The sequence below is a fragment of the Mycolicibacterium septicum DSM 44393 genome, from assembly GCF_000455325.1.
Lineage (GTDB): Bacteria > Actinomycetota > Actinomycetes > Mycobacteriales > Mycobacteriaceae > Mycobacterium > Mycobacterium septicum.
On the sequence record NZ_HG322951.1, the window covers coordinates 423,752 to 448,954 of the forward strand.

General features: G+C 67.3%; 23 protein-coding genes. 14 read left to right on the forward strand and 9 right to left on the reverse strand.

Going from position 1 to position 25,203, the window contains the following annotated elements; translation table 11 throughout:
• Positions 1–50: 50 nt before the first annotated feature.
• The 9 genes from TX88_RS02080 (at position 51) to TX88_RS02120 (ending at position 12,004) form a co-directional block, all read left to right on the forward strand.
• Complete coding sequence (locus TX88_RS02080; RefSeq protein ID WP_110917871.1) at positions 51–866, forward strand: NUDIX hydrolase; 816 nt, start codon at positions 51–53, stop codon at positions 864–866.
• Entirely contained in the window at positions 863–3,364 is a 2,502-nt protein-coding gene (locus TX88_RS02085) for a DUF6049 family protein (protein ID WP_044514290.1), read from the forward strand. The genes TX88_RS02080 and TX88_RS02085 overlap by 4 nt, the downstream gene beginning before the upstream one ends.
• On the forward strand, positions 3,364–7,089 hold the full coding sequence (gene murJ / locus TX88_RS02090) for a murein biosynthesis integral membrane protein MurJ (protein ID WP_044514292.1): 3,726 nt from the start codon (positions 3,364–3,366) through the stop codon (positions 7,087–7,089). The genes TX88_RS02085 and murJ overlap by 1 nt, the downstream gene beginning before the upstream one ends.
• Before the next feature lie 99 nt (positions 7,090–7,188).
• Positions 7,189–7,842, forward strand: coding sequence for an RNA polymerase sigma factor SigM (gene sigM / locus TX88_RS02095; RefSeq protein WP_409365842.1), 654 nt, complete (start codon positions 7,189–7,191; stop codon positions 7,840–7,842).
• On the forward strand, positions 7,793–8,545 hold the full coding sequence (locus tag TX88_RS02100) for an RsmA family anti-sigma factor (RefSeq protein WP_044514294.1): 753 nt from the start codon (positions 7,793–7,795) through the stop codon (positions 8,543–8,545). Before sigM ends, TX88_RS02100 begins: the two co-directional genes overlap by 50 nt.
• An 81-nt stretch (positions 8,546–8,626) precedes the next feature.
• Positions 8,627–9,562, forward strand: a complete 936-nt coding sequence (gene trxB, locus TX88_RS02105) for a thioredoxin-disulfide reductase (protein ID WP_044514295.1) — start codon at positions 8,627–8,629, stop codon at positions 9,560–9,562.
• Positions 9,563–9,596: 34 nt separating this feature from the next.
• Positions 9,597–9,929 (forward strand): thioredoxin, encoded by a 333-nt coding sequence (gene trxA / locus TX88_RS02110; protein ID WP_003883337.1) that lies wholly within the window; start codon positions 9,597–9,599, stop codon positions 9,927–9,929.
• A gap of 111 nt (positions 9,930–10,040) precedes the next feature.
• Positions 10,041–11,231, forward strand: a complete 1,191-nt coding sequence (locus TX88_RS02115) for an N-acetylmuramoyl-L-alanine amidase (protein ID WP_044514299.1) — start codon at positions 10,041–10,043, stop codon at positions 11,229–11,231.
• A 44-nt stretch (positions 11,232–11,275) separates the two neighbouring features.
• Positions 11,276–12,004, forward strand: coding sequence for an alpha/beta fold hydrolase (locus tag TX88_RS02120; protein WP_044514301.1), 729 nt, complete (start codon positions 11,276–11,278; stop codon positions 12,002–12,004).
• Between the two features lie 121 nt (positions 12,005–12,125).
• Here the strand turns inward: TX88_RS02120 and TX88_RS02125 are convergent, their stop codons facing one another.
• From TX88_RS02125 to rpmH, 9 genes are all read right to left on the reverse strand, one after another.
• Positions 12,126–12,917, reverse strand: coding sequence for a hypothetical protein (locus TX88_RS02125; RefSeq protein ID WP_044514303.1), 792 nt, complete (start codon positions 12,915–12,917; stop codon positions 12,126–12,128).
• Positions 12,918–13,139: 222 nt separating this feature from the next.
• Positions 13,140–14,180, reverse strand: a complete 1,041-nt coding sequence (locus tag TX88_RS02130) for a ParB/RepB/Spo0J family partition protein (RefSeq protein WP_044514306.1) — start codon at positions 14,178–14,180, stop codon at positions 13,140–13,142.
• Between the two features lie 61 nt (positions 14,181–14,241).
• Entirely contained in the window at positions 14,242–15,237 is a 996-nt protein-coding gene (locus TX88_RS02135) for a ParA family protein (RefSeq protein ID WP_044514308.1), read from the reverse strand.
• Positions 15,234–15,950, reverse strand: coding sequence for a 16S rRNA (guanine(527)-N(7))-methyltransferase RsmG (gene rsmG, locus TX88_RS02140; RefSeq protein WP_044514311.1), 717 nt, complete (start codon positions 15,948–15,950; stop codon positions 15,234–15,236). The genes TX88_RS02135 and rsmG overlap by 4 nt, the downstream gene beginning before the upstream one ends.
• Before the next feature lie 58 nt (positions 15,951–16,008).
• The gene (locus TX88_RS02145; protein ID WP_044514313.1) at positions 16,009–16,557 is read right to left on the reverse strand and encodes a Jag family protein; all 549 of its coding nucleotides are present in this window, start codon (positions 16,555–16,557) and stop codon (positions 16,009–16,011) included.
• A 39-nt stretch (positions 16,558–16,596) separates the two neighbouring features.
• On the reverse strand, positions 16,597–17,676 hold the full coding sequence (gene yidC, locus TX88_RS02150; RefSeq protein WP_044514315.1) for a membrane protein insertase YidC: 1,080 nt from the start codon (positions 17,674–17,676) through the stop codon (positions 16,597–16,599).
• Positions 17,669–18,022: a membrane protein insertion efficiency factor YidD gene (yidD, locus tag TX88_RS02155; RefSeq protein ID WP_044514318.1), complete on the reverse strand. Its 354-nt coding sequence runs from the start codon at positions 18,020–18,022 to the stop codon at positions 17,669–17,671. The genes yidC and yidD overlap by 8 nt, the downstream gene beginning before the upstream one ends.
• Positions 18,019–18,375 carry a ribonuclease P protein component gene (rnpA, locus tag TX88_RS02160; RefSeq protein ID WP_044514320.1) on the reverse strand — a complete coding sequence of 119 codons (357 nt, stop codon included), beginning with the start codon at positions 18,373–18,375 and terminating at the stop codon, positions 18,019–18,021. The genes yidD and rnpA overlap by 4 nt, the downstream gene beginning before the upstream one ends.
• Positions 18,376–18,396: 21 nt before the next feature.
• Entirely contained in the window at positions 18,397–18,540 is a 144-nt protein-coding gene (gene rpmH, locus TX88_RS33050) for a 50S ribosomal protein L34 (RefSeq protein WP_055119217.1), read from the reverse strand.
• Between the two features lie 512 nt (positions 18,541–19,052).
• Here rpmH and dnaA point away from each other — a divergent pair.
• The 5 genes from dnaA to TX88_RS02185 all read left to right on the forward strand — a co-directional run bounded on the left by dnaA (position 19,053) and on the right by TX88_RS02185 (position 25,062).
• Positions 19,053–20,585: a chromosomal replication initiator protein DnaA gene (dnaA, locus tag TX88_RS02165; RefSeq protein ID WP_044514322.1), complete on the forward strand. Its 1,533-nt coding sequence runs from the start codon at positions 19,053–19,055 to the stop codon at positions 20,583–20,585.
• Between the two features lie 623 nt (positions 20,586–21,208).
• Positions 21,209–22,402: a DNA polymerase III subunit beta gene (dnaN, locus tag TX88_RS02170; RefSeq protein WP_044514324.1), complete on the forward strand. Its 1,194-nt coding sequence runs from the start codon at positions 21,209–21,211 to the stop codon at positions 22,400–22,402.
• A gap of 25 nt (positions 22,403–22,427) precedes the next feature.
• Positions 22,428–23,321 (forward strand): phosphogluconate dehydrogenase (NAD(+)-dependent, decarboxylating), encoded by an 894-nt coding sequence (gene gnd, locus TX88_RS02175; RefSeq protein ID WP_044514326.1) that lies wholly within the window; start codon positions 22,428–22,430, stop codon positions 23,319–23,321.
• An 11-nt stretch (positions 23,322–23,332) separates the two neighbouring features.
• Complete coding sequence (gene recF, locus TX88_RS02180; protein WP_044514328.1) at positions 23,333–24,487, forward strand: DNA replication/repair protein RecF; 1,155 nt, start codon at positions 23,333–23,335, stop codon at positions 24,485–24,487.
• Positions 24,484–25,062, forward strand: a complete 579-nt coding sequence (locus TX88_RS02185; RefSeq protein ID WP_044514330.1) for a DUF721 family protein — start codon at positions 24,484–24,486, stop codon at positions 25,060–25,062. The genes recF and TX88_RS02185 overlap by 4 nt, the downstream gene beginning before the upstream one ends.
• Positions 25,063–25,203: the final 141 nt, after the last annotated feature.

The following is a 25,203-nucleotide window of genomic DNA, read 5'->3' on the forward strand; positions in this document are numbered from 1 at the left end:
ACCGGCGAGTGCGGCAGGAGGCCAACCCCATGGCAGCTACTATCGCTTGGGTGTCGGACGGCGAACAGGCCAAACCACGACGGCGCCGCAGCCGGCGTCGTGGTCGTCGTCGTGCACAAAGGGCGGCAGGCCCGCCCGCCGGCGACCAGGGTAATGATGACGCTCGTCACACCGATGGTCCCGCCGAAGCTCCCGTCGGCACCGCAAATCCCGCCCCGACCCCGCGTGACCAGTCCAAGCAGCACAAGTCGAGGCCACGCCGTCCGACCGAACGGCTACGCACCGTTCACGAGACCTCGGCCGGCGGCCTCGTCATCGACGGCATCGACGGCCCCAAGGACACCCAGGTGGCAGCACTGATCGGCCGGGTCGATCGGCGCGGCCGGATGCTGTGGTCACTGCCCAAGGGCCACATCGAACTCGGTGAGACGGCCGAGCAGACCGCGATCCGCGAGGTCGCCGAAGAGACCGGGATCCGCGGCGACGTGCTGGCCGCGCTCGGCAGCATCGACTACTGGTTCGTCACCGAAGGGCGCCGGGTTCACAAGACCGTGCACCACTATCTCCTGCGCTTCCAGGGCGGCGAGCTGTCCGACGACGACGTCGAGGTGACCGAGGTCGCCTGGGTCCCGCTGCGCGATCTGCCGGCCCGGCTGGCCTACGCCGACGAGCGCAAGCTCGCCGAGGTGGCCGGGGAGCTCATCGACAAGCTGCACACCGACGGCCCCGGCTCCTTGCCGCCACTGCCCCGCAGCGCGCCCCGGCGACGCCCCCAGACCCATTCGCACGCCCGCAATCACCGCCGCGACGACCCTGCGCAACCCCAGCCCCGCCGGCGCACGAACGGATGCGGACAGGGACCGTGACCGCCGCCCCGGCGGTGCGCCGAGGGGTCTCCCTCCTGGCGCACACAGTGGTGCTTGTGGCGGTGGTGTTGTTGTTCTCGGTGTGGTCCACCGCCGCGTTGCCCGTGCTCCTGCCCCGGGCGGGCGCAAGCGAACCCGGCGCCCTGCCGTTCCTGCAGATCCGGATCGACCGGGTCACCCCCAACGTCGTCACCACCACGAGTGAATCGGTGATGACGGTCAGCGGGGCCGTGCTCAACGTCGGTGACCGGCCGGTCCGCGACGTCGACATCCGCATGGAGCACGCGCAGGCGGTCACCTCCTCCAGTCAGCTGCGCACCGACCTCACCGGGGACGTCGACCGGTTCGAGCCGGTGGCCGACTTCGTCACATTGGCACCGGAGATGCAGCGCGGCCAGTCGGTGCCGTTCACACTGTCCTATCCCCTGCGCTCCGAAGGTGCCGGGTCGCTGCACATCACCGAACCCGGCGTCTACCCCGTACTGATCAACGTCAACGGCACGCCCGATTACGGCGCCCCCGCGAAACTCGACGACGCGCGCTTCCTGCTGCCGGTCCTCGGCGTGCCCCCGGACGGGCCCGCGGACAACGGCTCCGAGTCGATGTCGGCCGCCGACACCCTCAATTCGGTGGTGCCGCCGGACACGTCCCAGCCGGTGCGCATGACCATGCTCTGGCCCCTGGCCGACCGGCCACGGCTGGCCCCCGGCGCCCCGGGTGGCACCACACCGGTGCGGTTGGTCGACGACAGCCTCGCCGCCTCGCTGGCCCCCGGCGGACGGCTCGACACGTTGCTGTCGGCCGCCGACTTCGCCACCGGACCGACCGTCGATTCGGGCGGCCAGATGCGGGCTACCCTGTGCCTTGCCGTCGACCCCGATCTGCTGGTCACCGTCAACGCGATGACCGGCGGCTACGTCGTCAACGACGGACCCGACGCCGGTCCCGGCACCCCGACGCGCCCCGGAGCCGGCCAGGAGGCCGCCGTCGGCTGGCTGAATCGACTGCGCGGCCTGGCCGGGCGGCTCTGCGTGGCGCCCACCAACTACGCGCAGGCCGATCTGACCGCACTGCAGCGGGTCGGCGATCCCGGATTGAGCGGAATCGCCACCAACGGTGCCGGTGACATCGTCGACCAGATTCTGGGCGTCGCCTCGATCCGGGGTGCCAGCCTCATGGGCGACGGTCCGCTCACCCGTCCGGCGCTGGACCTGCTGGCCGCCCAGGGCCAGACCGTCGCCATCTCGGCCGCGCACATCACCGCCCAGGATTCCGAGACCGGCGCTCCCGAGACCGCCGACGTCACGCCGCTGCGCTATCGGCCGGAGGTCGTGGCCGCGGGATTCGATCCGGCCGTCGGTGCCGCGCTGGCGGGTGCCGGGACCGATCCCGTCGTGCCGTCCTACCTGGACCCGTCACTGGAGATCCCGGTGCGGCACGACTCGCAGACCGCACGGCGCCAGGACGCGCTGGGTGCCCTCCTGTGGCGCGGGCTCACCCCGGGCGAGCAGCCCCGGACCCAGATCCTGATGCCGCCGCTGGTGTGGTCGCTGGACGCCGACGACGCGCAGGCCATCCTGACGACGGTGGCCACCACGATCCACGCCGGGCTGGCCGTCCCGCGCCCGCTGCCCGCGGTGATCGCCGAGAGCAATGCCCTGCCACCCGAACCCGTCGCGCCCGCACCTCCGGATTCTGTCGGCAACCCGCGCAGCAACATCGACGAGAACATCGACGCCGGCATCGCGGCGGTGATCAGCCGGCTGTGGGGGCTCACCGCCGCGCTGACCACCGACGAGCGCACCGGGCTGACGGGCCTGCAGTACACCGCGCCGCTGCGGGAGGACATGCTGCGGGCGCTGAGCCAGTCCGTGCCGCCGGAGGCCCGCGAGGGGCTGGCCGAACAGCGGTTGCAGACCGTCAGCCGCAGCGTGAACGACATGTTCGGCGCGGTGAGAATCGTCAACCCCGGTGGCGCGTACACGCTGGCCACCGAGCGCAGCCCGCTGCCGCTGGCCCTGCGTAACGACCTCCCGGTGCCGGTGCGGGTGCGGCTGCACGTCGATGCACCGCCCGGCATGACCGTCACCGACATGGGCGAGATCGAGCTGCCGCCCGGTTACCTGCCGCTGCGGGTGCCGATCGAAGTGCACTTCACCCAGCGGGTGGCCGTCGACGTGAGCTTGCAGACCACGGACGGCCTGACCCTCGGTGAGCCCGTGCGGTTGTCGGTGCATTCCAACGCCTACGGCAAGGTGCTGTTCTTCATCACGCTGTCGGCCGGGGCGGTACTCGTGGCACTGGCCGGTCGCCGGTTGTGGCACCGCTTCCGCGGCCAGCCCGACCGCGCGGACCTCATCCCGCCGGGCGAACATCCCGACCCGCTCGACGTCGCGATGGCGTTCAACAACGACGCCGACGCCGCAGCGCCCCCTGCGCACACTTCCTCGACACCGGCTTCCCCACCGGCGCCCGAACCCAGTCCGGATCGACCCTGATGATCCCGCCCGACCAACCCGGGACCCGGCCGCCGGCCCCGCCCATCCAGCACACGGCCCGCCCGCCGGGCCCGCCGAGGATTCCGCATGCGACGGGCCCGTCCCGGCCGGCCGGGCGCGCCGAGCTGTCCGACGCCGCGGTGGTGTCCCGGTCGTGGGGCATGGCCTTCGCCACGCTGATCTCGCGCATCACCGGGTTCCTCCGGTTCGTCCTGCTGATGGCGCTGCTCGGCGGACCCCTGACGAGTGCGTTCTCGGTCGCCAACCAGCTGCCCAACATGGTCGCCGCGCTGGTGCTCGAAGCCACCTTCACCGCGATCTTCGTGCCGGTACTGGCCCGGGCCGAACGCGACGACGCCGACGGCGGCACCGACTTCGTCCGGCGGCTGGTGACCCTGGCCACCACGCTGCTGCTGGTCACCACCGTGCTCTCGGTGCTGTGCGCGCCCCTGCTGGTGCGGCTCATGCTCGGCAGCGATCCCCAGGTGAACAACCCGCTGACCACAGCCTTCGCCTACCTGCTGTTGCCTCAGGTGCTGTTCTACGGCCTGTCGTCGGTGTTCATGGCAATCCTCAACACCCGCAACGTGTTCGGTCCCCCGGCGTGGGCTCCCGTGGTCAACAACATGGTGGCGATCGTGACCCTGGGCGTCTTCGTCCTGGTGCCCGGTGAGCTCTCCATCGACCCGGTCGAGATGGGCACGGCCAAGCTGCTGGTGCTGGGCATCGGGACCACGCTGGGCGTGGTGGCGCAGGCCGCGGTGTTGTTCGCGGCGATCCGCGCCGAACGGGTCAGCCTGCGGCCGCTGTGGGGCATCGACGACCGGCTCAAGAAGTTCGGCACCATGGCCGCCGCGATGGTCCTCTACGTCCTGATCAGCCAGATCGGCTTGATCGTCGGGAACCAGATCGCCAGCACCGCGGCCGCCTCGGGCCCGGCCATCTACAACTACACGTGGCTGGTGCTGATGCTGCCGTTCGGCATGATCGGCGTCACGGTGCTGACGGTGGTGATGCCGCGCCTGAGCCGCAACGCGGCGGCCGACGACGTCCCCGCCGTCCTCGACGATCTGTCCCTGGCCACCCGGCTGACGATGGTGACGCTCATCCCGATCGTGGCGATGATGACGGTCGGCGGACCCGCCATCGGCAGCGCACTGTTCTCCTACGGCAACTTCAGCGCCAGCGACGCCGGCTATCTCGGCATGGCGATCACGCTGTCGGCCTTCACCCTGATCCCCTACGCGCTGGTCCTGCTGCAGCTGCGGGTGTTCTACGCGCGGGAGCGGCCTTGGACACCGATCGTCATCGTCGTGGTGATCACGACCGTCAAGATCGTCGCTTCGATCGCCACGCCCCACCTGACCGACAACCCCAACATGGTGGCCGGCTACCTGGGCCTGGCCAACGGCCTCGGCTACGTGGCCGGGGCCCTGGTCGGCTATGTACTGCTGAAGGCCAACCTGCGACCGCGGGGCGGACGGCTGCTGCGCGACGCGGTGATCCGCACGATTCTGGTGACCATCGCGGCGTCGTTGGTCGCGAGCCTGGTGGCCCACGCCGCCGACCGGCTGCTGGGGCTGGACTCGCTGACCGAGCATGCCGGTGCCGCGGGTTCGTTGCTGCGCCTGGTCGCACTCGGTGTGATCATGGTCCCGATCATCGCCGGCGTGATGCTCGCGGCCCGGGTGCCCGAGGCCCATGCGGCGCTGAACATGGTCCGCCGACGGCTCGGGCGAGGGCATGTCGCGTCGCTGCCCAAGGCCGGACAGGTAGCCGTGCAAACAATTGCGCCGCCCGTCGGGCCTCATCCTGCAGCGCCCGTCACGTACCCTGATCAGAGGAATTCTTCTCCCAGCGGGTGGCCGTCGAGCCCGGCAGCCGCCGGAGGCGGGACTCCGGCAGGTGTTGCCGGGGTGGGGATGTGGAAAGGATCACCGGTGACCGACGAATCTGCGGACGGCCCGGCACCGAACTCCGCGTCGAGTTCTGGGATGACCACCGATACGACGAAGTTGCCGCGTCCGGCCGCCGACGAGTTCCAGCCGGACGTCCCCCCGGAGGCGCCGGCAGCAGCCACTGCGTCGGCAGAAGGCACCGGATCCGGCGACTCCGCCGGCAGCCGGACCAACGGGACGACGCGGCCCATCACCGACTACGGCGGTGACCCGACCCGTGAACCGATCTCGTTCGCCCCGCCGCACGACGCCGCGCTGGAATCGGCGGACGACGATGTGCACCTCATCCCCGGCGCGACCATCGCCGAAGGTCGCTACCGACTTCTCGTGTTCCACGGCGGACCGCCGCACCTGCAGTTCTGGCAGGCTCTGGACACCGCGCTGGACCGCCAGGTCGCGCTGACCTTCGTCGACCCGGACGCCACCATGTCCGACGCTCAGGTGCAGGAAATCCTTTCGCGCACACTCAAACTCAGCCGCATCGACGTTCCCGGTATCGCCCGGGTGCTCGACGTGGCCCACAGCGGATCAGGCGGCCTGATCGTCTCCGAGTGGATTCGCGGTGGTTCGCTGGCCGAGGTGGCCGACACCTCGCCGTCGCCGATCGGCGGGGCCCGGGCCATCCAGTCGCTGGCCGCTGCCGCCGAGGCCGCCCACCGTGCCGGGGTCGCCCTGTCGATCGATCACCCGAGCCGGGTGCGCGTCAGCATCGAAGGCGATGTGGCGCTGGCCTTCCCGGCCACCATGCCCGACGCCACCCCCGACGACGACATCCGTGGCATCGGGGCCGCGCTCTACGCGCTGCTGGTCAACCGCTGGCCGCTGCCGGAGTCCGGGGCCCGCAGCAGCCTGGAACCCGCCGCACTGGACCAGGCCGGACAGCCGGTCGAACCGCGCGCCATCGACCGCGACATCCCGTTCCAGATCTCCGCGGCGGCCGCTCGTGCCGTCCAGCCCGGTGGTGGGATCCGCAGTGCTCCAACCCTTTTGAACCTGTTACAGCAGGCCACCGCGATCGCCGATCGGACAGAGCTGTTGGGGTCGGTCGAGGAGACCCCCGCTCCGGTCGCCGCTCCGGTCCGCGCTCACGAGACGCCCGAGGAACACGAAGCCTCCGAAGCCCGGCGCCGCAAGGGCCTGATCATCGGGATCAGCGTGGCCGCCGGCATCATCCTGGTCGCCCTGATCGTGATGGCGTCCGTCCTCAACAGCATCTTCGGCGACGTCGGCGGGGGCCTCAACCGGGACGAGCTCGGCCTCAACGCCCCGTCGTCGAACAGCGAGGACACCCAGGACAACTCATCGGCGGCCACCGGCAGCACGGTGAAACCCGTTCGGGCCACCGTGTTCTCGCCCGAAGGCGAGGCCGATTCACCGGCTACGGCCGGGCAGGCCATCGACGGCAACACCAGCACGGCGTGGTCCACCGACACGTATTCCGATCCCGCCCCGTTCCCCGGGTTCAAGAACGGCGTCGGCCTGATGCTGCAGTTGCCGCAGCCGACCGTCGTCGGTTCGGTCACCCTCAACGTGACGAGCACCGGCACCTCGGTGCAGATCCGCTCGGCCCAGTCCGCCACGCCGTCGTCACTGTCGGACACCACCGAACTGAGCCCGGCGACACCGCTGAAGCCCGGCTCCAACACCATCTCGGTGAACAAGGCGTCGTCCACCTCCTACGTTCTGGTGTGGATCTCGACGCTGGGCACCGTGGACGGCAAGAGCCGCACCGACATCTCCGAAGTCACCGTCAAAGCGGCTTCCTGAACCGTCATCCCCAGCCCGGATAGGACGTTGACCTGGCGTTATAACCAGCCAGGCAAACAAGTGTCCGGGGCAGCACCGGACAGCGTTTAAGTTCAGCGTGTGGGAAGGTTCGGGGGGACCGGCAAGCCGGGCACAGAGCAGCCGCGGGGGCACGACGCGGCCGTGCGCTCGGACGCCGAACTGCTGGCCGCCCATGTCGCCGGGGACCGCTACGCGTTCGAGGAACTGGTCCACCGGCACCACCGCCAGTTGCGCCGCTTGGCCTTCCTGACCAGCCGTCACCACGAGGACGCCGACGACGCCGTGCAGGACGCGCTGTTGTCGGCACATCGCACCGCCGCTTCGTTCCGCCACGACTCGGCGGTCAGCAGCTGGCTGTACCGGATCGTGGTCAACGCCTGCCTGGACCGCGTGCGCCGGTCGCGCAACCAGCCCACCGCGTCCCAGTACGAACTCGGCCACCTGGTTCACCTCCGCGACCCCGCGGGCGACCCGGCTCCCCGGGTGGCCACCGCGATCGTGGTGGAGCGGGCCCTGATGCAGCTGCCGCTCGAGCAGCGCGCCGCGGTGGTCGCGGTCGACATGCAGGGCTACTCGGTGGCCGAGACGGCGCTGCTGCTCGGGGTGGCGGAGGGCACCGTGAAGAGCCGGTGCGCCCGCGCCAGACACAAGCTGGCCCGCCTACTCCAGTATTTTGAAGCCGATGAACGGCAGCACGCCCCGAGTGCCGTCGGACGGCCCGATTCCTGCTGAGCTGCTGGCTGATCTGCAGGCCGGGCTGCTCGACGACGCCACCGCCGCGGACGTCCGCAGGCGCGTGCGCAGCGACCCCCTGGCCGGCCCCGAGGCCAGGCACACCCTGGCCGCCCTCGATCGGGTGCGCCGCGACCTACGCGAACTCGGTGCGGATTCCGACTCCGCTGCCCCGGTGCCCGCAGAGGTCAGTGCCCGGCTGTCCGAGGCGCTGCGGACCGAGCCCGCCCCGCCGAAGCCGTCCGCGAGACGCTGGAAGCTGATCGCCGCCGTGACCGGAGCGGGTGCGGCCGTGCTGGCCGCCGTGGTGGGCGGAGCCGTACTGACACACCCGGGCGGTCAGGCCCGCTCGACCATGACCAGCCTGGGCAAGATCACCGTGTCACCGCCGCGCAGCGAGATCGGTCTGTCCGAACCCCAGATCCAGGGGCTGTTGTCGGTCCCGCCCGATCTGGGACCGCTGACCGACCCGCAACGCCGGACCGCCTGCCTGACCGCGCTGGGCTATCCCTCCGGCGTGACGGTGCTCGGTGCCCGGCCCCTGGAGGTGGCCGCTCAGCCCGGCGTGCTGGTCCTGGTGCCGCCCAGACCACCCGACACGACCGACTCCGTCGTGGCCCTGGTGCTCCCGGCGAACTGCGACGCTGAACACGCCGGGACATTGGCCCAGACCGTGGTGAAACGCCCGGTGAAACGTCCGTAGTCTGTCCTACGAACTCACCTGGGAACACATCCGGCCTAGGCTGACGTTGCAACCCGTGCCGAGTACGGCAGAAAGGCCTACATGTCCACCTCAGCGACGGTTCACGACGTCATCATCATCGGTTCCGGCCCCGCCGGATACACCGCAGCCATCTACGCTGCCCGCGCCCAGCTCAAGCCGCTGGTGTTCGAGGGCACGCAGTTCGGCGGCGCGTTGATGACCACCACCGAAGTGGAGAACTACCCGGGATTCCGCGAAGGCATCACCGGCCCCGAATTGATGGACGAGATGCGCGAGCAGGCCCTGCGCTTCGGTGCGGATCTGCGCATGGAGGACGTCGACGCCGTCGACCTGACCGGCCCGGTGAAATCGGTCACCGTCGGCGACGAGACCCACCAGGCCCGGTCGGTGATCCTGGCGATGGGTGCCGCTGCGCGCCATCTGGGCGTGCCCGGCGAGGAAGCGTTGACCGGTATGGGTGTGAGCACCTGCGCCACCTGCGACGGCTTCTTCTTCCGCGACGAGGACATCATCGTGGTCGGCGGTGGCGATTCGGCGATGGAGGAAGCGACGTTCCTCACCCGGTTCGCCCGCTCGGTCACCCTGATCCACCGCCGCGACGAGTTCCGCGCCTCCAAGATCATGCTGGAGCGGGCCCGCGCCAACGAGAAGATCACCTTCCTGACCAACACCGAGATCACCCAGATCGAGGGCGATCCGAAGGTGACGGGCGTGCGACTGCGTGACACGGTCACCGGCGAAGAGTCCAAGCTCGACGTCACCGGTGTGTTCGTGGCGATCGGCCACGATCCCCGTTCGGAACTGGTGCGCGGCCAGATCGATCTCGACGACGAGGGCTACGTGGAGGTCGTCGGCCGTACCACCGCCACCACCCTCGACGGCGTGTTCGCCGCGGGCGACCTCGTCGACCACACCTACCGCCAGGCCATCACCGCTGCGGGCAGCGGCTGTTCGGCGGCCATCGACACCGAGCGTTGGCTCGCCGAGAACGACTGACCCCCAATAGATTTCGACCTGACAGGAGAGCTCCATGAGTGCGGACAGCGCAACAGTAACGGTGACAGACGATTCGTTCTCCGACGACGTCCTGACCAGCAGCACACCGGTGCTGGTGGATTTCTGGGCCACCTGGTGCGGGCCGTGCAAGATGGTGGCCCCGGTGCTCGAGGAGATCGCCGGCGAGAAGGCGGGCGAGTTGCGTGTCGCCAAGATCGACGTCGACGCCAACCCGGCCACCGCCCGTGATTTCCAGGTGGTGTCGATCCCGACGCTGATCCTTTTCAAGGACGGCGCACCGGTCAAGCGCATCGTCGGCGCCAAGGGCAAGGCCGCGCTGCTGCGGGAACTCGCCGACGCACTCTGACATCACGCACACCCCGGATACGCCTGGCGTTTTCCGGTATGTGGCCGAAATCTGAGACAATGCTGGGCAGCTAGTCCGGCAGACGGCCGGAAACCAGCATGGAGGGGCCGAATGTCGAGTCTGCGTCGCGGTGACCGTGGCGGAGCAGTCACCGAGATCCGGGCAGCGTTGGCGGCGTTAGGTCTGATGGACAACCCTGACGCCGACCTGAGCACCGGTAGGCATGTTGCTCTCGACGCGTTCGACGACGAGCTCGACAGCGCCGTCCGGGCGTTTCAGCAGCATCGTGGCCTGCTGGTGGACGGAATCGTCGGGGAGGCCACGTATCGCGCCCTACGCGAGGCCTCCTACCGGCTCGGTGCACGCACGCTGACCCATCAGTTCGGTGCGCCCATGTACGGAGACGACGTCGCCACCCTGCAGGCCCGTCTGCAGGACCTCGGTTTCTATACCGGCATGGTCGACGGGCATTTCGGTCTGCAGACCCACAATGCGCTGTCCTCGTACCAGCGGGAGTACGGGCTGTACCCCGACGGTATCTGTGGACCGGAAACGTTGCGCTCGTTGTACTTCCTGGGTTCGCGGGTGACCGGCGGGTCGCCGCACGCGATCCGGGAAGAGGAGCTGGTACGCCGCTCCGGCCCGCAGCTGTCGGGTAAGCACGTCATCATCGATCCGGGCCGCGGCGGAGCAGACCACGGCATGATCATGCACGGGCCCGACGGCCCGATCAGCGAAGCAGACATCCTGTGGGACTTGGCAAGTCGGCTGGAAGGCCGGATGACAGCGATCGGCATGGAGACGTTCATCTCGAGGCCGGCCAATCGCAGCCCGCTGGATCCCGAACGTGCCGCCACCGCCAACCGGGTCGGCGCCGATCTGATGATCAGCCTGCGGTGTGAGAGCCAGCGCTCCCCCTCCGCCAACGGGGTGGCCTCGTTCCACTTCGGGAATTCACACGGTTCGGTGTCGACCATCGGCCGCAATCTTGCCGACTTCATCCAGCGGGAAGTGGTGGCCCGCACCGGGTTACGCGACTGCCGGTCCCACGGCCGGACCTGGGATCTGCTGCGGCTGACCCGGATGCCCACCGTTCAGGTCGACATCGGCTACATCACCAATCCCCACGATCGGGGCCTGCTGCTGTCCACCCACACCCGTGACGCGATCGCCGAGGGCATCCTGGCCGCCGTCAAGCGGTTGTACCTGCTGGGCAAGAACGACCGGCCGACGGGGACTTTCACGTTCGCGGAGTTGTTGGCGCATGAACTTTCGGTCGAACAGGCCAGCCGCGGCGCGTAAGCGCGTGAGCGCCAATTCAGCCCCGCTGGTTCTACTCTCAATTCGTGGCGACCTTCGCTCTGGTGCACGGGGCCTGGCACGGAGCATGGTGCTGGGGGCTTCTCACTCCTGAGCTGATCCGGCGTGGCCATCGGGTCGTCGCACCGGATCTGCCGGTCGATCAGCCGGCCGCCACCCTCGAAACCTATGCCGCGATCGTCGGCACGGCCCTCGAGGGAGTCGGTGGTGACGATGTCATTCTGGTCGGTCATTCCCTGGGCGGCAGCACGATTCCACTCGTGGCCGACCACATCCCTGTTCGTCGACTGGTCTACCTGTGTGCGTTGATTCCGGAACCCGGGCACAGCCTCACCGAGCAGATCCAGGGCGGTGACATGGTGGACGGCACCTACCAGTCCGGGCTCAGCGGCTTGGATTCCGAGGGGTGCCGATCCTGGACCGATCCCGGTCTCGCGCGACGCGCCTTCTACCAAGACTGCCCCGATCGCGTTGCCGAGGAATCGGTTTCGCGGCTTCGCCGTCAAGCGTGGACACCGTACCGTGAACGATTCCCGCTGGAGCAGTTCCCCGCTGTCGCCGCGACGTCCATCATTTGTGCGGGCGATCAGCTGGTGCGGCCCGACTGGTCGCGGCGCGTTTCACACGAGAGGGTCGGCGCCGAGGTCCTCGAGCTGCCGGGCGGACACTCGCCGTTCCTCTCCCGACCGCGCATCCTCGCCGAGGTGCTCTCGCGGATCGCTGATGAGGTGGCGGTGTCAGACACCGACGCGTGAGAAATCGTGCCGTCAGCGCCCATCAAGACCTAGATATGTTGTCCCGCAGCGGGTTTCGGTATCGATCGCCGGATCCCGACGGTAGCCGGTCACATAGACGTGCTCAGTCCCGGGTCAATTCCTACTGAGGCGCAACGGATTTGGCCCCAACACCGGCCCCGGACATCCCGGCCCCGATCGGCAGCTCGATCCGGGCACTCTCCAGCAGGCGCTCGAGCGCCGCTTCCACTTCGGCCTTCCAACCGAGTCCCTTGTCGAGTTCCAGGCGCAGCCGCGGGAAGTACGGGTGCGGCGCCACCACGGTGAAGCCGACGTCCTCGAGAAAATCTGAACCGAGCATGCACTGGTCGACGGCGCAGTCCCCCAGCACCTCGACGACCGGGGCCAGCTCCGCGGGCAGCTTGCCGCCGTCCGCGAGCTCTGTGAGTGCCGAGGTGTAGCCGAAGGCTTCCAGTGCACGCACTCCTCGGCGCACCAGATCGTTCACCACGGCCGCGAGCAGACTCTGCGACAACCGCTCGGTGTCGTCGGCGCATTCGACGCCGACCGCCGTCAACAGGATCGCATCCGCACTCACCGGGGCGGTGGGAAAGAGCCGTGCCCGGGGCACCGCGCCCGGGGGCGCATAGAACGCGAAGCCCAGGCAGGGTTCATCCAACGCGACCTCGCCTGCGTCCTCGATGTCGGGACCGAGATCCGGGATTGCATCCGGACGTACCGTCACCGCGAGCTGACCACACGATCCCCACTCGAGCATGACCATGGAGAGCCAGGCTTCTTTTTCGAATTCGGGGTCCGTCAGGTGGTCGTCTCCGACGGTGGACGGATCGACTTCCCAGAACACGCAGCGCCGCGCATGCTTGGGCAGCTGCTCGAAGCCCTCGAGCCGAAGCGGCGTGATTCGTGCTGTCACTGAGGTCCCTGGCTTTCACACTGTGTGCGTGGCTGCCCCTCAAGGATAGGAGAGTCCGCCGGAGCCGGCTCACTGCACCCTGCAAATCTCATCGAGTTCCGCCTCCGAAGTGAAATGCTATGCCGCACAGACGCTTTGCGCTATGTGGCGCTCGCGACTGCATGTGCTGATCACTGATGTGTCACAGTGACGGAACAACCTGGTGTCGTTGGTCGTGGGCTCTCAGTGCTCTTCGGCGCTCATAATGTCGACAATGCGCTGAAGGTCGTCCACGGACCCGAACTCCACCACGATCTTGCCTTTTCGTTTGCCGAGACTGACCGTGACGCGGGTATCGAAGGCTGACGAGAGCCGCTCAGCAACGTCCTGCAGTCCCGGCATCTGAATCGGCTTGCGTCGCGGAGCCGGTGGAGCGGTGTTCCCGTCGCGGTTGGCCAGCGTGACGGCCTCCTCGGTGGCCCGCACCGACATCCCTTCGGCCACGATCCGGGCGGCGAGCTCTTCCTGCTTCTCCGCTCCCCCCTCCAGGGCGAGCAGTGCTCGCGCGTGGCCCGCGGAGAGCACCCCGGCTGCGACTCGGCGCTGCACGGGGATGGGCAGACGCAGCAGACGGATCATGTTGGAGATGAGCGGCCGCGACCGGCCGATCCGGGCGGCAAGTTCATCGTGGGTGACTTCGAACTCATCGAGTAGCTGTTGGTAGGCGGCGGCCTCTTCCAGCGGGTTGAGCTGGACCCGGTGGATGTTCTCCAGCAGGGCGTCGCGCAGCATGTTGTCGTCACCGGTCTCGCGGACGATCGCCGGGATCGTCTCCAGGCCGGCCTGCTGGGCGGCCCGCCAGCGCCGTTCCCCCATCACCAGCTGGTAGTGGGACTGGCCGTTCTCCTCGACCGCGCGGACCACGATCGGCTGCATCAATCCGAACTCACGGATGGAATGCACCAGCTCGTTCAGCGCCTCTTCGTCGAACACCTGGCGGGGCTGACGCGGGTTCGGCTGAATCAGGCTCGGGTCGATCTCGCGGTAGGTCGCGCCGACATCGCTGCTGAGGACCGGGTCAGCACCATCGGGTCCGGCGGACGTGGCCGTGGGCGGCGTCCCCGAATCCCCCGGCACGGACGGCGGGCCACCGAGCAGAACGTCAGCTGCGGTCGCACCGATCCTGGGGCTCAGGGCGTCGGTGCCGTCCTCAGCAGGACCGGTAGGAATGAGGGCTGCCAGTCCCCTGCCGAGGCCACTCCGCTTCCGTACCGGCTGATTCATGGTCGTCTCCTGCTCATTGCTGCCGTCCGCTGTCTGTCTGCTGGCTGTCGGTTACTAGCGTCTACTGCCCGCGGGGCGGTGCCCCGCGCTCCGCGATCTCCCGGCTCGCGTCGAGATAGCTCAACGCGCCACGGGAACCCGGATCGTAATCGAGGATCGTCATCCCATATCCGGGCGCTTCCGATACCTTCACACTCCGCGGGATGACCGTGCGCAACACCTTGTCGCCGAAGTGCTCTCGCACGTCTTCGGCCACCTGATCCGCCAGCTTGGTGCGCCCGTCGTACATCGTCAGTATCACGGTCGACACCGACAGCTCCGGGTTCAGATGCGCCTTCACCATCTCGATGTTGCGCAGCAGCTGCCCCACACCTTCCAGCGCGTAGTACTCGCACTGGATCGGGATCAGCACCTCGGGCGCGGCCACCAGAGCGTTGATGGTCAGCAACCCGAGAGACGGCGGGCAGTCGATGAACACGTAGTCGAAGTTGTGGTTGGCCAAGGCCGCAAGCGCTCCCCGCAGCCGGCCTTCGCGCGCCACCATGCTGACCAATTCGATCTCGGCGCCGGCCAGATCGATCGTCGCGGGAATGCAGAACAGCCGGTCGCTGTGCGGACTCTGCTGGAGAGCTTCCTCCACCGGGATGTCGCCGATGAGGACCTCGTACGAGGACGGCGTCCCGGGACGATGCTCGATGCCGAGAGCCGTGCTGGCATTGCCCTGCGGATCGAGGTCGATCACCAGCGTCCGCAACCCCTGCAGCGCAAGGGCCGCGGCGACATTCACCGCCGTGGTCGTCTTGCCGACGCCGCCCTTCTGATTCGCGATCGTGAACACGCGCTGACGCGACGGCCGCGGGAGCTGGCCGTGCGAGGTGTGGAGCACGCGTGTCGCCTGCTCCGCCTCCGCTGCGATCGGGGTGTCCATGCTGGCGTCCGTGGACCACGGGGTACCGCCGCCATTGTTGTTCCATGTTTCACGTGAAACCGTTTCACGTGAAACGGCGGGCGTAGCAGCCGCACCAACGGCTGCCTGCCGATCAGAACCCATCCTCATCTCCTGCCCGATCTCCCCCGCGAACCGGAGGCTCTGCCCGTTGACCGGTTGCCCGGTCTCACCGCTTCGCGCCGCACGGCGACGACGGTTACGGGCGGGTTCAAATAGTTCACGCCACATTTCACCACCCTGGCATCGACTGCACCCAGGGAAGCCATCACACGCCGATGCTCTTCGATCTCAGCCTCCGCGCGCTCGCCTTTGAGGGCGAGCATCCTTCCGTCGACGCGAAGCAGCGGCATGCTCCAGCGCGTCAACTTGTCGAGCGAGGCGACCGCACGCGACGTCACCACATCCAACTCGCCCACCGATTTGCGAACCTCGGCATCTTCGGCCCGACCACGGACCACCGTCACATCGAGCCCCAATTCATCGACCACTTCGCGCAGGAACTCGCTGCGACGCAGCAGCGGCTCGATCAACGTGACATGTACATCGGGGCGCGCCAGGGCCACGGGAACACCCGGGAGGCCGGCGCCGCTGCCGATATCACCGATGCGCTCATCGGGAGCAAGGAGCTCACCGAGAGCGGAGCTATTGAGAATGTGTCGATCCCAGAGCCGGTCCACTTCCCGCGGACCGATCAGACCCCACTCGACACCGGCACCGGCCAGAATCGCCGCGTACCGTTCGGCGGTCTCCAGACGATCTCCGAAGACCCCCGCCGCGGCGTCCGGTGCCGCGGGGACCGGTCCATGTTTCACGTGAAACATCCTCCGCACTCCCTACGGCACCGTCGCCGCAAACGAACTACACCTTTGTAACTAAACCTCAGCCAAGCAGAACGACGACGCGTCGCGACGGCTCCACGCCTTCGCTCTCGCTGCGGACACCCTCGACCGCAGCCACCGCGTCGTGAACGATCTTCCGCTCGAACGGAGTCATGGGAGCCAACTCCTCGCGCTCACCCGACTCCAGCACGCGCCGGGCCACCTTGTCACCCAACGCAGCGAGCTCATCGCGGCGACGGCGACGCCACCGCGCGATGTCCAGCATCAGCCGGCTGCGCTCGCCGGTCTTCTGATGCACGGCCAGCCGGGTCAGTTCCTGGAGAGCATCCAGCACCTCTCCCTTGCGACCGACCAGCTTGCTCAGATCGCCGCCGCCGTCGATGCTCACTACCGCCCGGTCCCCCTCGACATCGAGGTCGATGTCGCCGTCGAAGTCCAGCAGGTCGAGCAGCTCCTCGAGGTAGTCGCCGGCGATCTCGCCTTCCGCGACCAGTCGCTCCTCCAGGTCGTCCTCGCTCTTCGGCGCGGACTGGGTGTCCTCCTCCAGCTCTGCGCCGGGCTCGGTCTCGGTCGTCTGTGCGTCCGTCATATCCGTCTTCTCCCTACTTGTAGCCAGTGTGAGAACTGGTCACCGTTTCCGCTTCTTGGGGCGTGCACCGGGCTTGGGCGTGCGGCTCACGCTCTGCCCTGCCGATCCACCTGCCGTGTCGCTCTGATCCTCGCTCTGCGTCGCCTTCGCGTCTGCCTCGGCGCCCGCCACATCACCGGTCACCGCCGCGCTCGTAGCGTCGGTCTTACGGGCCTTGTTGGGCTTGGCTCCGGGGGCGGGTGCATTCGCAGAGCGGCGTTCCTGCGCCTCGGCCTTCTTGGCCTCTTCTTCCTTCTCGATCATCCCGAACACGTAGTGCTGCTGACCGTAGGTCCAGATGTTGTTGGACAGCCAGTAGATGATCACGGCCAGCGGCAGGAACGGTCCACCGACCACCACACCGAGCGGGAAGACGTAGAGCGCGAGCTTGTTCATCATCGCGGTCTGCGGGTTGGCGGCGGCCTCCACACTCTGGCGGGCCACCGAGGCGCGGCTGTTGAAGTGCGTGGCGATGCCGGCCAGGATCATGATCGGCACACCGACCAGGACCACGGAGAGCCGATTGAATTCGGTGAATGCCTCGAGCCCGTGCTGCTGCACCATCGTCGCGCCGAGCGGTGCGCCGAACAGGTTCGCGTCGAGGAAGTGGCTGACGTCGGTCGCGCTGAAGACGTAGTTGGCCAGGCTGCGGTTCTCCTCCACCGACAACCCCAGCCGGCCGATGCCGGTCTGCGTCCGGTTGAAGGACATCAGCACGTGGTACAGACCCAGGAACACCGGCACCTGCGCCAGCATCGGCAGACAGCCGAGGATCGGGTTGAACCCGTGCTCGCGCTGCAGCTTCTGCATCTCCAGCGCCATCCGCTGGCGGTCCTTGCCGTACTTCTTCTGCAGGGCCTTGATCTGTGGCTGCAGTTCCTGCATCTGCCGCGTGGTGCGGATCTGCTTGACGAAGGGCTTGTAGAGGATCGCGCGCAGGGTGAACACCAGGAACATCACCGACAGCGCCCAGGCGAAGAAATTCTCGGGGCCGAGCAGGAAGGCGAACGCCTTGTACCAAACCCACATGATCGCCGACACCGGGTAATAGATGATGTCCAGGCTGAACCAATTAAACACGCGACTTGCTCTCCCCTCGCTTCGCTGGGGTCTCCCAGACAAGGTTTTCGGCGGCTATCTCGCCAGACACGGTCTCATCAGACGTGAAGGACTCGTGATCGTGTGGGCACCGGTCCGGGATGGGGTCCCATCCCCCGGGATGCCACGGTCCGCATTTCAGCAGTCGGATCAATGTCAGCCACCCGCCGCGGAACAAGCCGTATTCGGTGAGGGCGTCGACCGCGTACTGACTGCAGGTCGGCATGAACCGGCACGACGGCAGTCGAAGCGGAGAGATGGTGTGACGGTAGAGCTGAATCAGGAAGATCGCACCGCGGGCAGCACCGGCACCCGCCCTGCGAATCATGGGGTCGTCCTGCGCCGCGCCTCCAGGCGCTCGAGAGCGCGCTGCAACTGCTGCTCCAGCCGCAACGACGGCGCTTCACTACTGCCCGCGCGAGCCCGGATCACCACCAGGTCGGTGGCATCCAGTTGCGGTATGACGGTGCGGGCGACATGACGCAGCCGCCGCGACACCCGATGACGTTCCACGGCGTTACCGACGGCTTTGGACACGATCAGACCGACCCGCGGGCCGGTAGCGTCCGTTCCCTCGTGTAGCGCGTGTACGACAACGTCAGGTTGGACTGCACGCGCGCCACGACTGACGGTGGCACTGAACTCCGCGGACCGCCTCATCCGGTATCGAGCCGGAAGCACCGCGCTAGATCCTGCGTCGTATCACGCAGTAAGTGCGCGACGGCCCTTGCCACGACGGTTGGCGACGATGGCGCGGCCGGCGCGCGTGCGCATCCGCAGCCGGAACCCATGCACGCGCGCACGGCGGCGGTTGTTGGGCTGGTAAGTCCGCTTGCCCTTGGCCACGGCAATCTCTCCTTGTTCCATTTGGCACCCGCACCCGACGACACCGAAGTGCCGCCGAAACGCGGTTACCGTGCAAGCTCGATTTAAGCTCGTCCGTCGTGCTTTACTAACCGGCGCATTCTCCGGAACCTCCCGGGCGCAGCCGTACCGCCACGTGCGGGCGACTGCTCGAGGGTACTGATGAGATTTCCCTCGGTCAAACCTGCGCGGACCCGCTTACCTGGACTGCTTCCGATGTTGCAGAACTGTTGGCACATCGAGAGAAAACTGTTAGCTTCTGGCAATGCCGTTCCGAGCCTGGACCGGCTCCGGACAATAAAATGAGGACGTCGCTCCGCGGTGCAGCTTCACAGCACGTGACGAACCCGGCCCCGACGCTCTCACAACAGACACAGAGCGACGACGACTGTCCTTTCTCCACAAGCTGTGGATAAATATGTGGACAGTTCGTCATCGTTCTTTTTGGTCGTCACCGGGTCGACCTCGATGCACCTCAAAGGGGGAAACGGTCGTTGACAGCGGACCCCGACCCACCATTCGTCGCCGTCTGGAACAGCGTCGTCGCCGAGCTCAACGGTGACCGCGGTGCAGAGTCCGGTCCCGCAGGTGATCCAGCCGCACCCCAGCTGACCCCGCAGCAAAGAGCCTGGCTCAAGCTGGTGGAACCGCTCGTGATCGCCGAGGGGTTTGCTCTGCTCTCGGTTCCCACCACGTTCGTCCAGAACGAGATCGAACGACACCTCCGCGAGCCCATCATCAACGCGCTCAGTCGCAAACTGGGCCAACGCGTCGAACTCGGTGTGCGCATCGCCACACCTTCCGAGGAATCCGCGGACTCCCCCGCCGAGACGGGTGACTCGGCCGGTGATGTCGCGCCGGAGAGCGCCTCGGCGGAGCCGGCCACCGACGCCGACGAGATCGACGACGACCGGGCCGCCAAGGTCAGCGCCGAGGAAAGCTGGCCGACCTACTTCAGCAGCCCGCAGCGCGACTCGACGGTCAGCGATGACAACGCGGTCAATCTCAACCGGCGCTACACCTTCGACACCTTCGTCATCGGTGCGTCCAACCGCTTCGCCCACGCCGCGACCCTCGCCATCGCCGAGGCGCCGGCCCGGGCCTACAACCCGTTGTTCATCTGGGGTGAATCCGGCCTCGGCAAGACGCATCTGCTGCACGCCGCCGGAAACTATGCGCAACGTCTCTTCCCCGGCATGCGCGTGAAGTACGTCTCCACAGAGGAATTCACGAACGACTTCATCAACTCGCTCCGTGACGACCGCAAGGCCTCGTTCAAGCGCAGTTACCGCGACATCGACATCCTGCTCGTCGATGACATCCAGTTCATCGAGGGGAAGGAAGGTATCCAGGAAGAGTTCTTCCATACCTTCAACACCCTGCACAACGCCAACAAGCAGATCGTCATCTCCTCGGACCGGCCGCCCAAGCAGCTGGCCACGCTCGAGGACCGGCTCCGGACCCGCTTCGAGTGGGGCCTGATCACCGATGTTCAGCCGCCCGAGCTCGAGACGCGCATCGCGATCCTGCGCAAGAAGGCGCAGATGGATCGTCTGGACGTGCCCGATGACGTGCTCGAGCTCATCGCCAGCAGCATCGAGCGCAACATCCGCGAGCTCGAAGGTGCGCTGATCCGTGTCACCGCCTTCGCCTCGCTGAACAAGACCCGGATCGACAAGTCACTGGCCGAAGTCGTGTTGCGCGATCTCATCGCCGACGCCACGACCATGCAGATCAGTACGGCGGCGATCATGGCGGCCACCGCCGAGTACTTCGAGACCACCGTCGAGGAACTGCGCGGCCCCGGCAAGACCCGGGCGTTGGCTCAGTCCCGGCAGATCGCCATGTATCTGTGCCGTGAGCTCACCGACCTGTCGCTGCCCAAGATCGGCCAGGCCTTCGGGCGCGATCACACCACGGTCATGTACGCGGAGAAGAAGATCCGTGGCGAGATGGCCGAGCGACGCGAGGTTTTCGACCACGTGAAGGAACTCACCACCCGGATTCGTCAGCGCGCCAAGCGCTGAATCCCCCGCTGTATCTCTCCCTGACCGCTCGAGACGACACTCGATCGGGGCTCAGTCGTGCCGCCGTATCGCCGTCGTAATGCCTCCGGCGTCTCACATCGTGGTCTCTTCAGGCCCGTCCGGCGAAAAATCTTGTAACAACTTCCGCCTCATTGCGCCTCACAAGTCACAGCCGACCGCTGTGGATACGGCTGTGCACAACCTGCGGGCAAACCACGGGATGAATGACAAAGTCATCCACACTCACCGTTCTGTCCACACTCGAGCACCGGTCCATCCACCGGTGTCCACAGCGCACTAACATTGCGACACACCGACGGTGCAGGGCAAACACCCGTTCATCCCCAGTTTTCACAGCCCCTAATACTGTTACTCAAATATCTTCTAAGAGTTCTTTCTAGAAGAAGGGGCTTGGGGACACCGAGCGGACCTCCCGTCCGATCGGGCTCGAGAAGCCCGGATGTCACCCCGATCGATTAGCTTTCAAGTTGATGCGGAAAGCTCTACGGTGGTTCATCGACAGCGGTTTCCAGCTTTGTCATTCAGCGTCACGCTGCATGGTGCGGTTTTGGGAAGACGCTGGTAGAGCTCGTTATGGGGATCATCGAAGGGGCGCATAGCACGTGGCGACGACGACGGCTGGGCTGACCGACTTGAAGTTCCGCGTGGTGCGTGAGGACTTCGCGGATGCGGTGGCCTGGGTGGCCCGCAATCTGCCGACCCGGCCCACCATCCCGGTGCTGGCCGGCGTCCTGCTGACCGGCACCGACGACGGCCTGACCATCTCCGGCTTCGACTACGAAGTTTCCGCCGAGGTGCGTGTCAGTGCCGAAATCGCTTCTCCTGGAAGCGTTTTGGTGTCAGGACGACTGCTGTCCGACATCACCAAGGCGCTGCCCGCCAAGCCGGTCGAGCTCAGCGTCGAGGGCACTCGAGTGGCGCTGACCTGTGGCAGCGCCCGGTTCTCGCTGCCGACCCTGGCCGTCGAGGATTACCCCGCGCTGCCGACCCTGCCCGAAGAGACCGGCGTGGTGTCGTCGGATCTGTTCGCAGAGGCCATCGGCCAGGTCGCGGTCGCGGCAGGCCGTGACGACACCCTGCCCATGCTGACCGGTATCCGGGTCGAGATCTCCGGTGAATCAGTGGTTTTGGCGGCGACCGACCGCTTCCGGCTCGCCGTGCGTGAGCTGACCTGGGAAACCAGCGCCAGCGACATCGAAGCGGCCGTCCTGGTGCCGGCCAAGACGCTGGCCGAGGCGGCCAAGGCGGGCACCGACGGCAATCAGGTGCATCTGTCGTTGGGCTCCGGCGCGTCGGTCGGCAAGGACGGCCTGCTCGGTATCCGCAGTAACGGCAAGCGCAGCACCACCCGCCTGCTCGATGCGGAGTTCCCGAAGTTCCGTCAGCTGCTGCCGAGCGAGCACACCGCGGTGGCCACCATCGGCGTCGCCGAGCTCACCGAGGCGATCAAACGTGTGGCGCTGGTGGCCGACCGGGGTGCCCAGATCCGCATGGAGTTCGGCGATGACGTGCTCCGGCTGTCGGCCGGCGCCGACGACGTGGGCCGGGCCGAGGAAGATCTGCCGGTCGAGTTCGCCGGCGACCCGTTGACCATCGCGTTCAACCCGACCTACCTGACCGATGGGTTGAGCTCGCTGCATTCCGACCGCGTTACTTTCGGTTTCACCACGCCGAGTCGTCCCGCAGTGTTGCGGCCCACGAGCGAGGATGGTGGTAGTGGAGGTGGTTCGGGTCCGTTCCCGGCCGCCAAAACCGATTACGTCTATCTGTTGATGCCGGTACGCCTTCCCGGCTGACCGGCCCGGGCTAGAGAGGGCGCACATGCAACTGGGGTTAGTCGGCCTGGGCAAGATGGGCTTCAACATGCGCGAGCGCCTGCGCACCGGAGGCCATGAGGTCGTGGGCTATGACCCTCGCCCCGAAGTGAGTGACGTGGCCAGCCTCGAGGATCTGGCCGGCGCGCTCGAGGCGCCGCGAGTCGTCTGGGTGATGGTGCCGTCGGGCACGGTGACGCACGAGACCATCGGCGAGCTAGCCGACGTGCTGGGCCCCGGTGACCTGGTGATCGACGGTGGCAACTCGCGTTACACCGAAGACGGTCCGCATGCAAAGTTGTTGGGCGACAAGGGAATCAACTTCATCGACGCTGGTGTGTCGGGCGGTGTCTGGGGCCTGCATGAGGGCTACGGGCTGATGGTCGGCGGCAGTGACGCCGACGTGGCTCGAGCCATGCCGATCTTCGACACGTTGCGTCCCGAGGGTGACGTGGCAGACGGATTCGTCCATGCCGGTCCGGTGGGCGCGGGTCACTACGCCAAGATGGTGCACAACGGCATCGAATACGGCCTGATGCACGCCTATGCCGAGGGATACGAACTGCTGGCGGCCGAGGAACTGATCACCGATCCGCAGGCGGTGATCCAGGCCTGGACGAACGGCACCGTGGTGCGGTCGTGGCTGCAGCAGCTGCTTGCCAAGGCGCTCAAGGAGGATCCCGGTTTCTCCGCGATCAGCGGGTACACCGAGGATTCCGGGGAGGGCCGGTGGACCGTGGAGGAGGCCATCAGTCACCGGGTTCCGATGCCGGTGATCGCGGCGTCGTTGTTCGCGCGGTTCGCCTCGAGGCAAGAGGACTCCCCCACCATGAAAGCCGTCTCGGCCCTGCGTAACCAGTTCGGTGGACATGCTGTGCACCGGATCAGTGAGTCCGGTTAGGCGCAATTCCGATGTATGTCCGTCACCTGGGACTGACCGACTACCGGTCCTGGGCAAATGTCGAGCTCGAGCTCGAGCCCGGCCGCACGGTATTCGTCGGATCGAACGGGTTCGGCAAGACGAATCTCGTTGAGGCGCTGTGGTATTGCGCCACGTTGGGTTCGCACCGGGTGGCCTCCGATGCACCCCTGATCCGGGCCGGTGCGCCGCGCGCGATTGTCTCGAGCATCGTGGTCAACGAGGGACGGGAACTGGCGGTCGATCTCGAGATCACCAGTGGCCGGGCCAACAAGGCCCGGCTGAACCGGTCGCCGGTGCGTTCGCCGCGCGAAATCCTCGGGGTGTTGCGCGCGGTGTTGTTCAGTCCGGAGGACCTCGCGCTGGTCCGGGGCGATCCCGGAGAGCGGCGGCGGTACCTCGATGAGCTGGCCACCACCCGCCGGCCGACCATCGCGGGGATCCGTGCCGACTACGACAAGGTGGTGCGCCAGCGCACCGCGCTGCTGAAAACCGCTGCCGGAGCACGTTATCGGGGCGACCGCAGTGTCCTGGACACCCTCGACGTGTGGGACGGGCACCTCGCCACGCATGGTGCGGCGCTGATCGCCGCGCGCATCGCGCTGGTCGAGCAGCTGCATCCGGAGGTCCAGAAGGCCTATCAGTTGTTGGCGCCGTCCAGCAGGCCCGCGGCCATCAAGTACCGCAGCAGCGTGGAGGCGATCGAGACCGCCCCGGGGCCGGAATCGGTGGAGTTCTACGAGGCGGCGCTGCTGGACGGGCTGGCCCGGCGCCGCGATGCGGAGTTGGATCGTGGAGTCTGCCTGGTGGGTCCGCATCGCGACGATCTCGAGCTGTGGCTGGGCGATCAGCCCGCCAAAGGCTTTGCCAGCCATGGTGAATCGTGGTCGATGGCGCTTGCCCTGAGGTTGGGGGCCTATGAATTGCTGCGTTCGGACGGCGTCGATCCGGTGCTGTTGCTCGACGATGTCTTCGCCGAACTGGACACCTCGAGGAGGCAGGCTCTGGCCGCGGTGGCCGGTGAGGCCGAACAGGTTCTGGTCACCGCGGCGGTCGGTGAGGACATCCCGCAGGACTGGGAGGTCAACCGCATCGAGATCAGGATGACCGAAGGCGACCAGGGACGGATATCGGTGGTGCAGTCATGACGAACGATCCCGCAGAATCCCCCGACCCGACCCCCGCGGTGTCGCCGGAAGACCTCAGCCGCATGCGCGGCATGGACCTGGTGCGGCGGACCCTGGAAGAGGCTCGAGGCGCGGCCCGCAGCCAAGGTAAGGATGTCGGTCGCGGCCGGCGCGCCCCGGTTCGCCGCGTCGCGGGCAATGCCGGTCGTCGCCGGAGTTGGTCGGGCCCCGGGCCGGATGTCCGTGATCCACAGCCGCTCGGTGCCGCGACCCAGGACCTGGCGAAGGTGCGGGGGTGGTCCTCGAGGGTTGCCGAGGGTTCGGTGTTCGGCCGGTGGCGGACTGTCGTCGGCGACCAGATCGCCGACCATGCCAACCCGACCGGCCTGAACGAGGGCGTGTTGACGGTGTCGGCGGAGTCCACCGCGTGGGCCACTCAGCTGCGGATGGTCCAGTCTCAGCTGCTGGCCAAGATCGCCGCCGCGGTCGGCGACGGCGTGGTGACCTCGCTGAAGATCGTGGGCCCGGTCGGCCCGTCGTGGCGGAAGGGCCGGTATCACGTGTCCGGCCGCGGTCCCCGCGACACCTACGGTTAGGACTGCGCTGAGAACGCCGAGACGCGCAAAATGGATCTCCTCAAGCGTCCGGAGGCACCGATACCCGAGAAATTCCGCGCACGGCGCAGTTAGATAGGTGGAAACGCCGCTACAGAGTCGGCCCTGTACGTGTCGACCGGT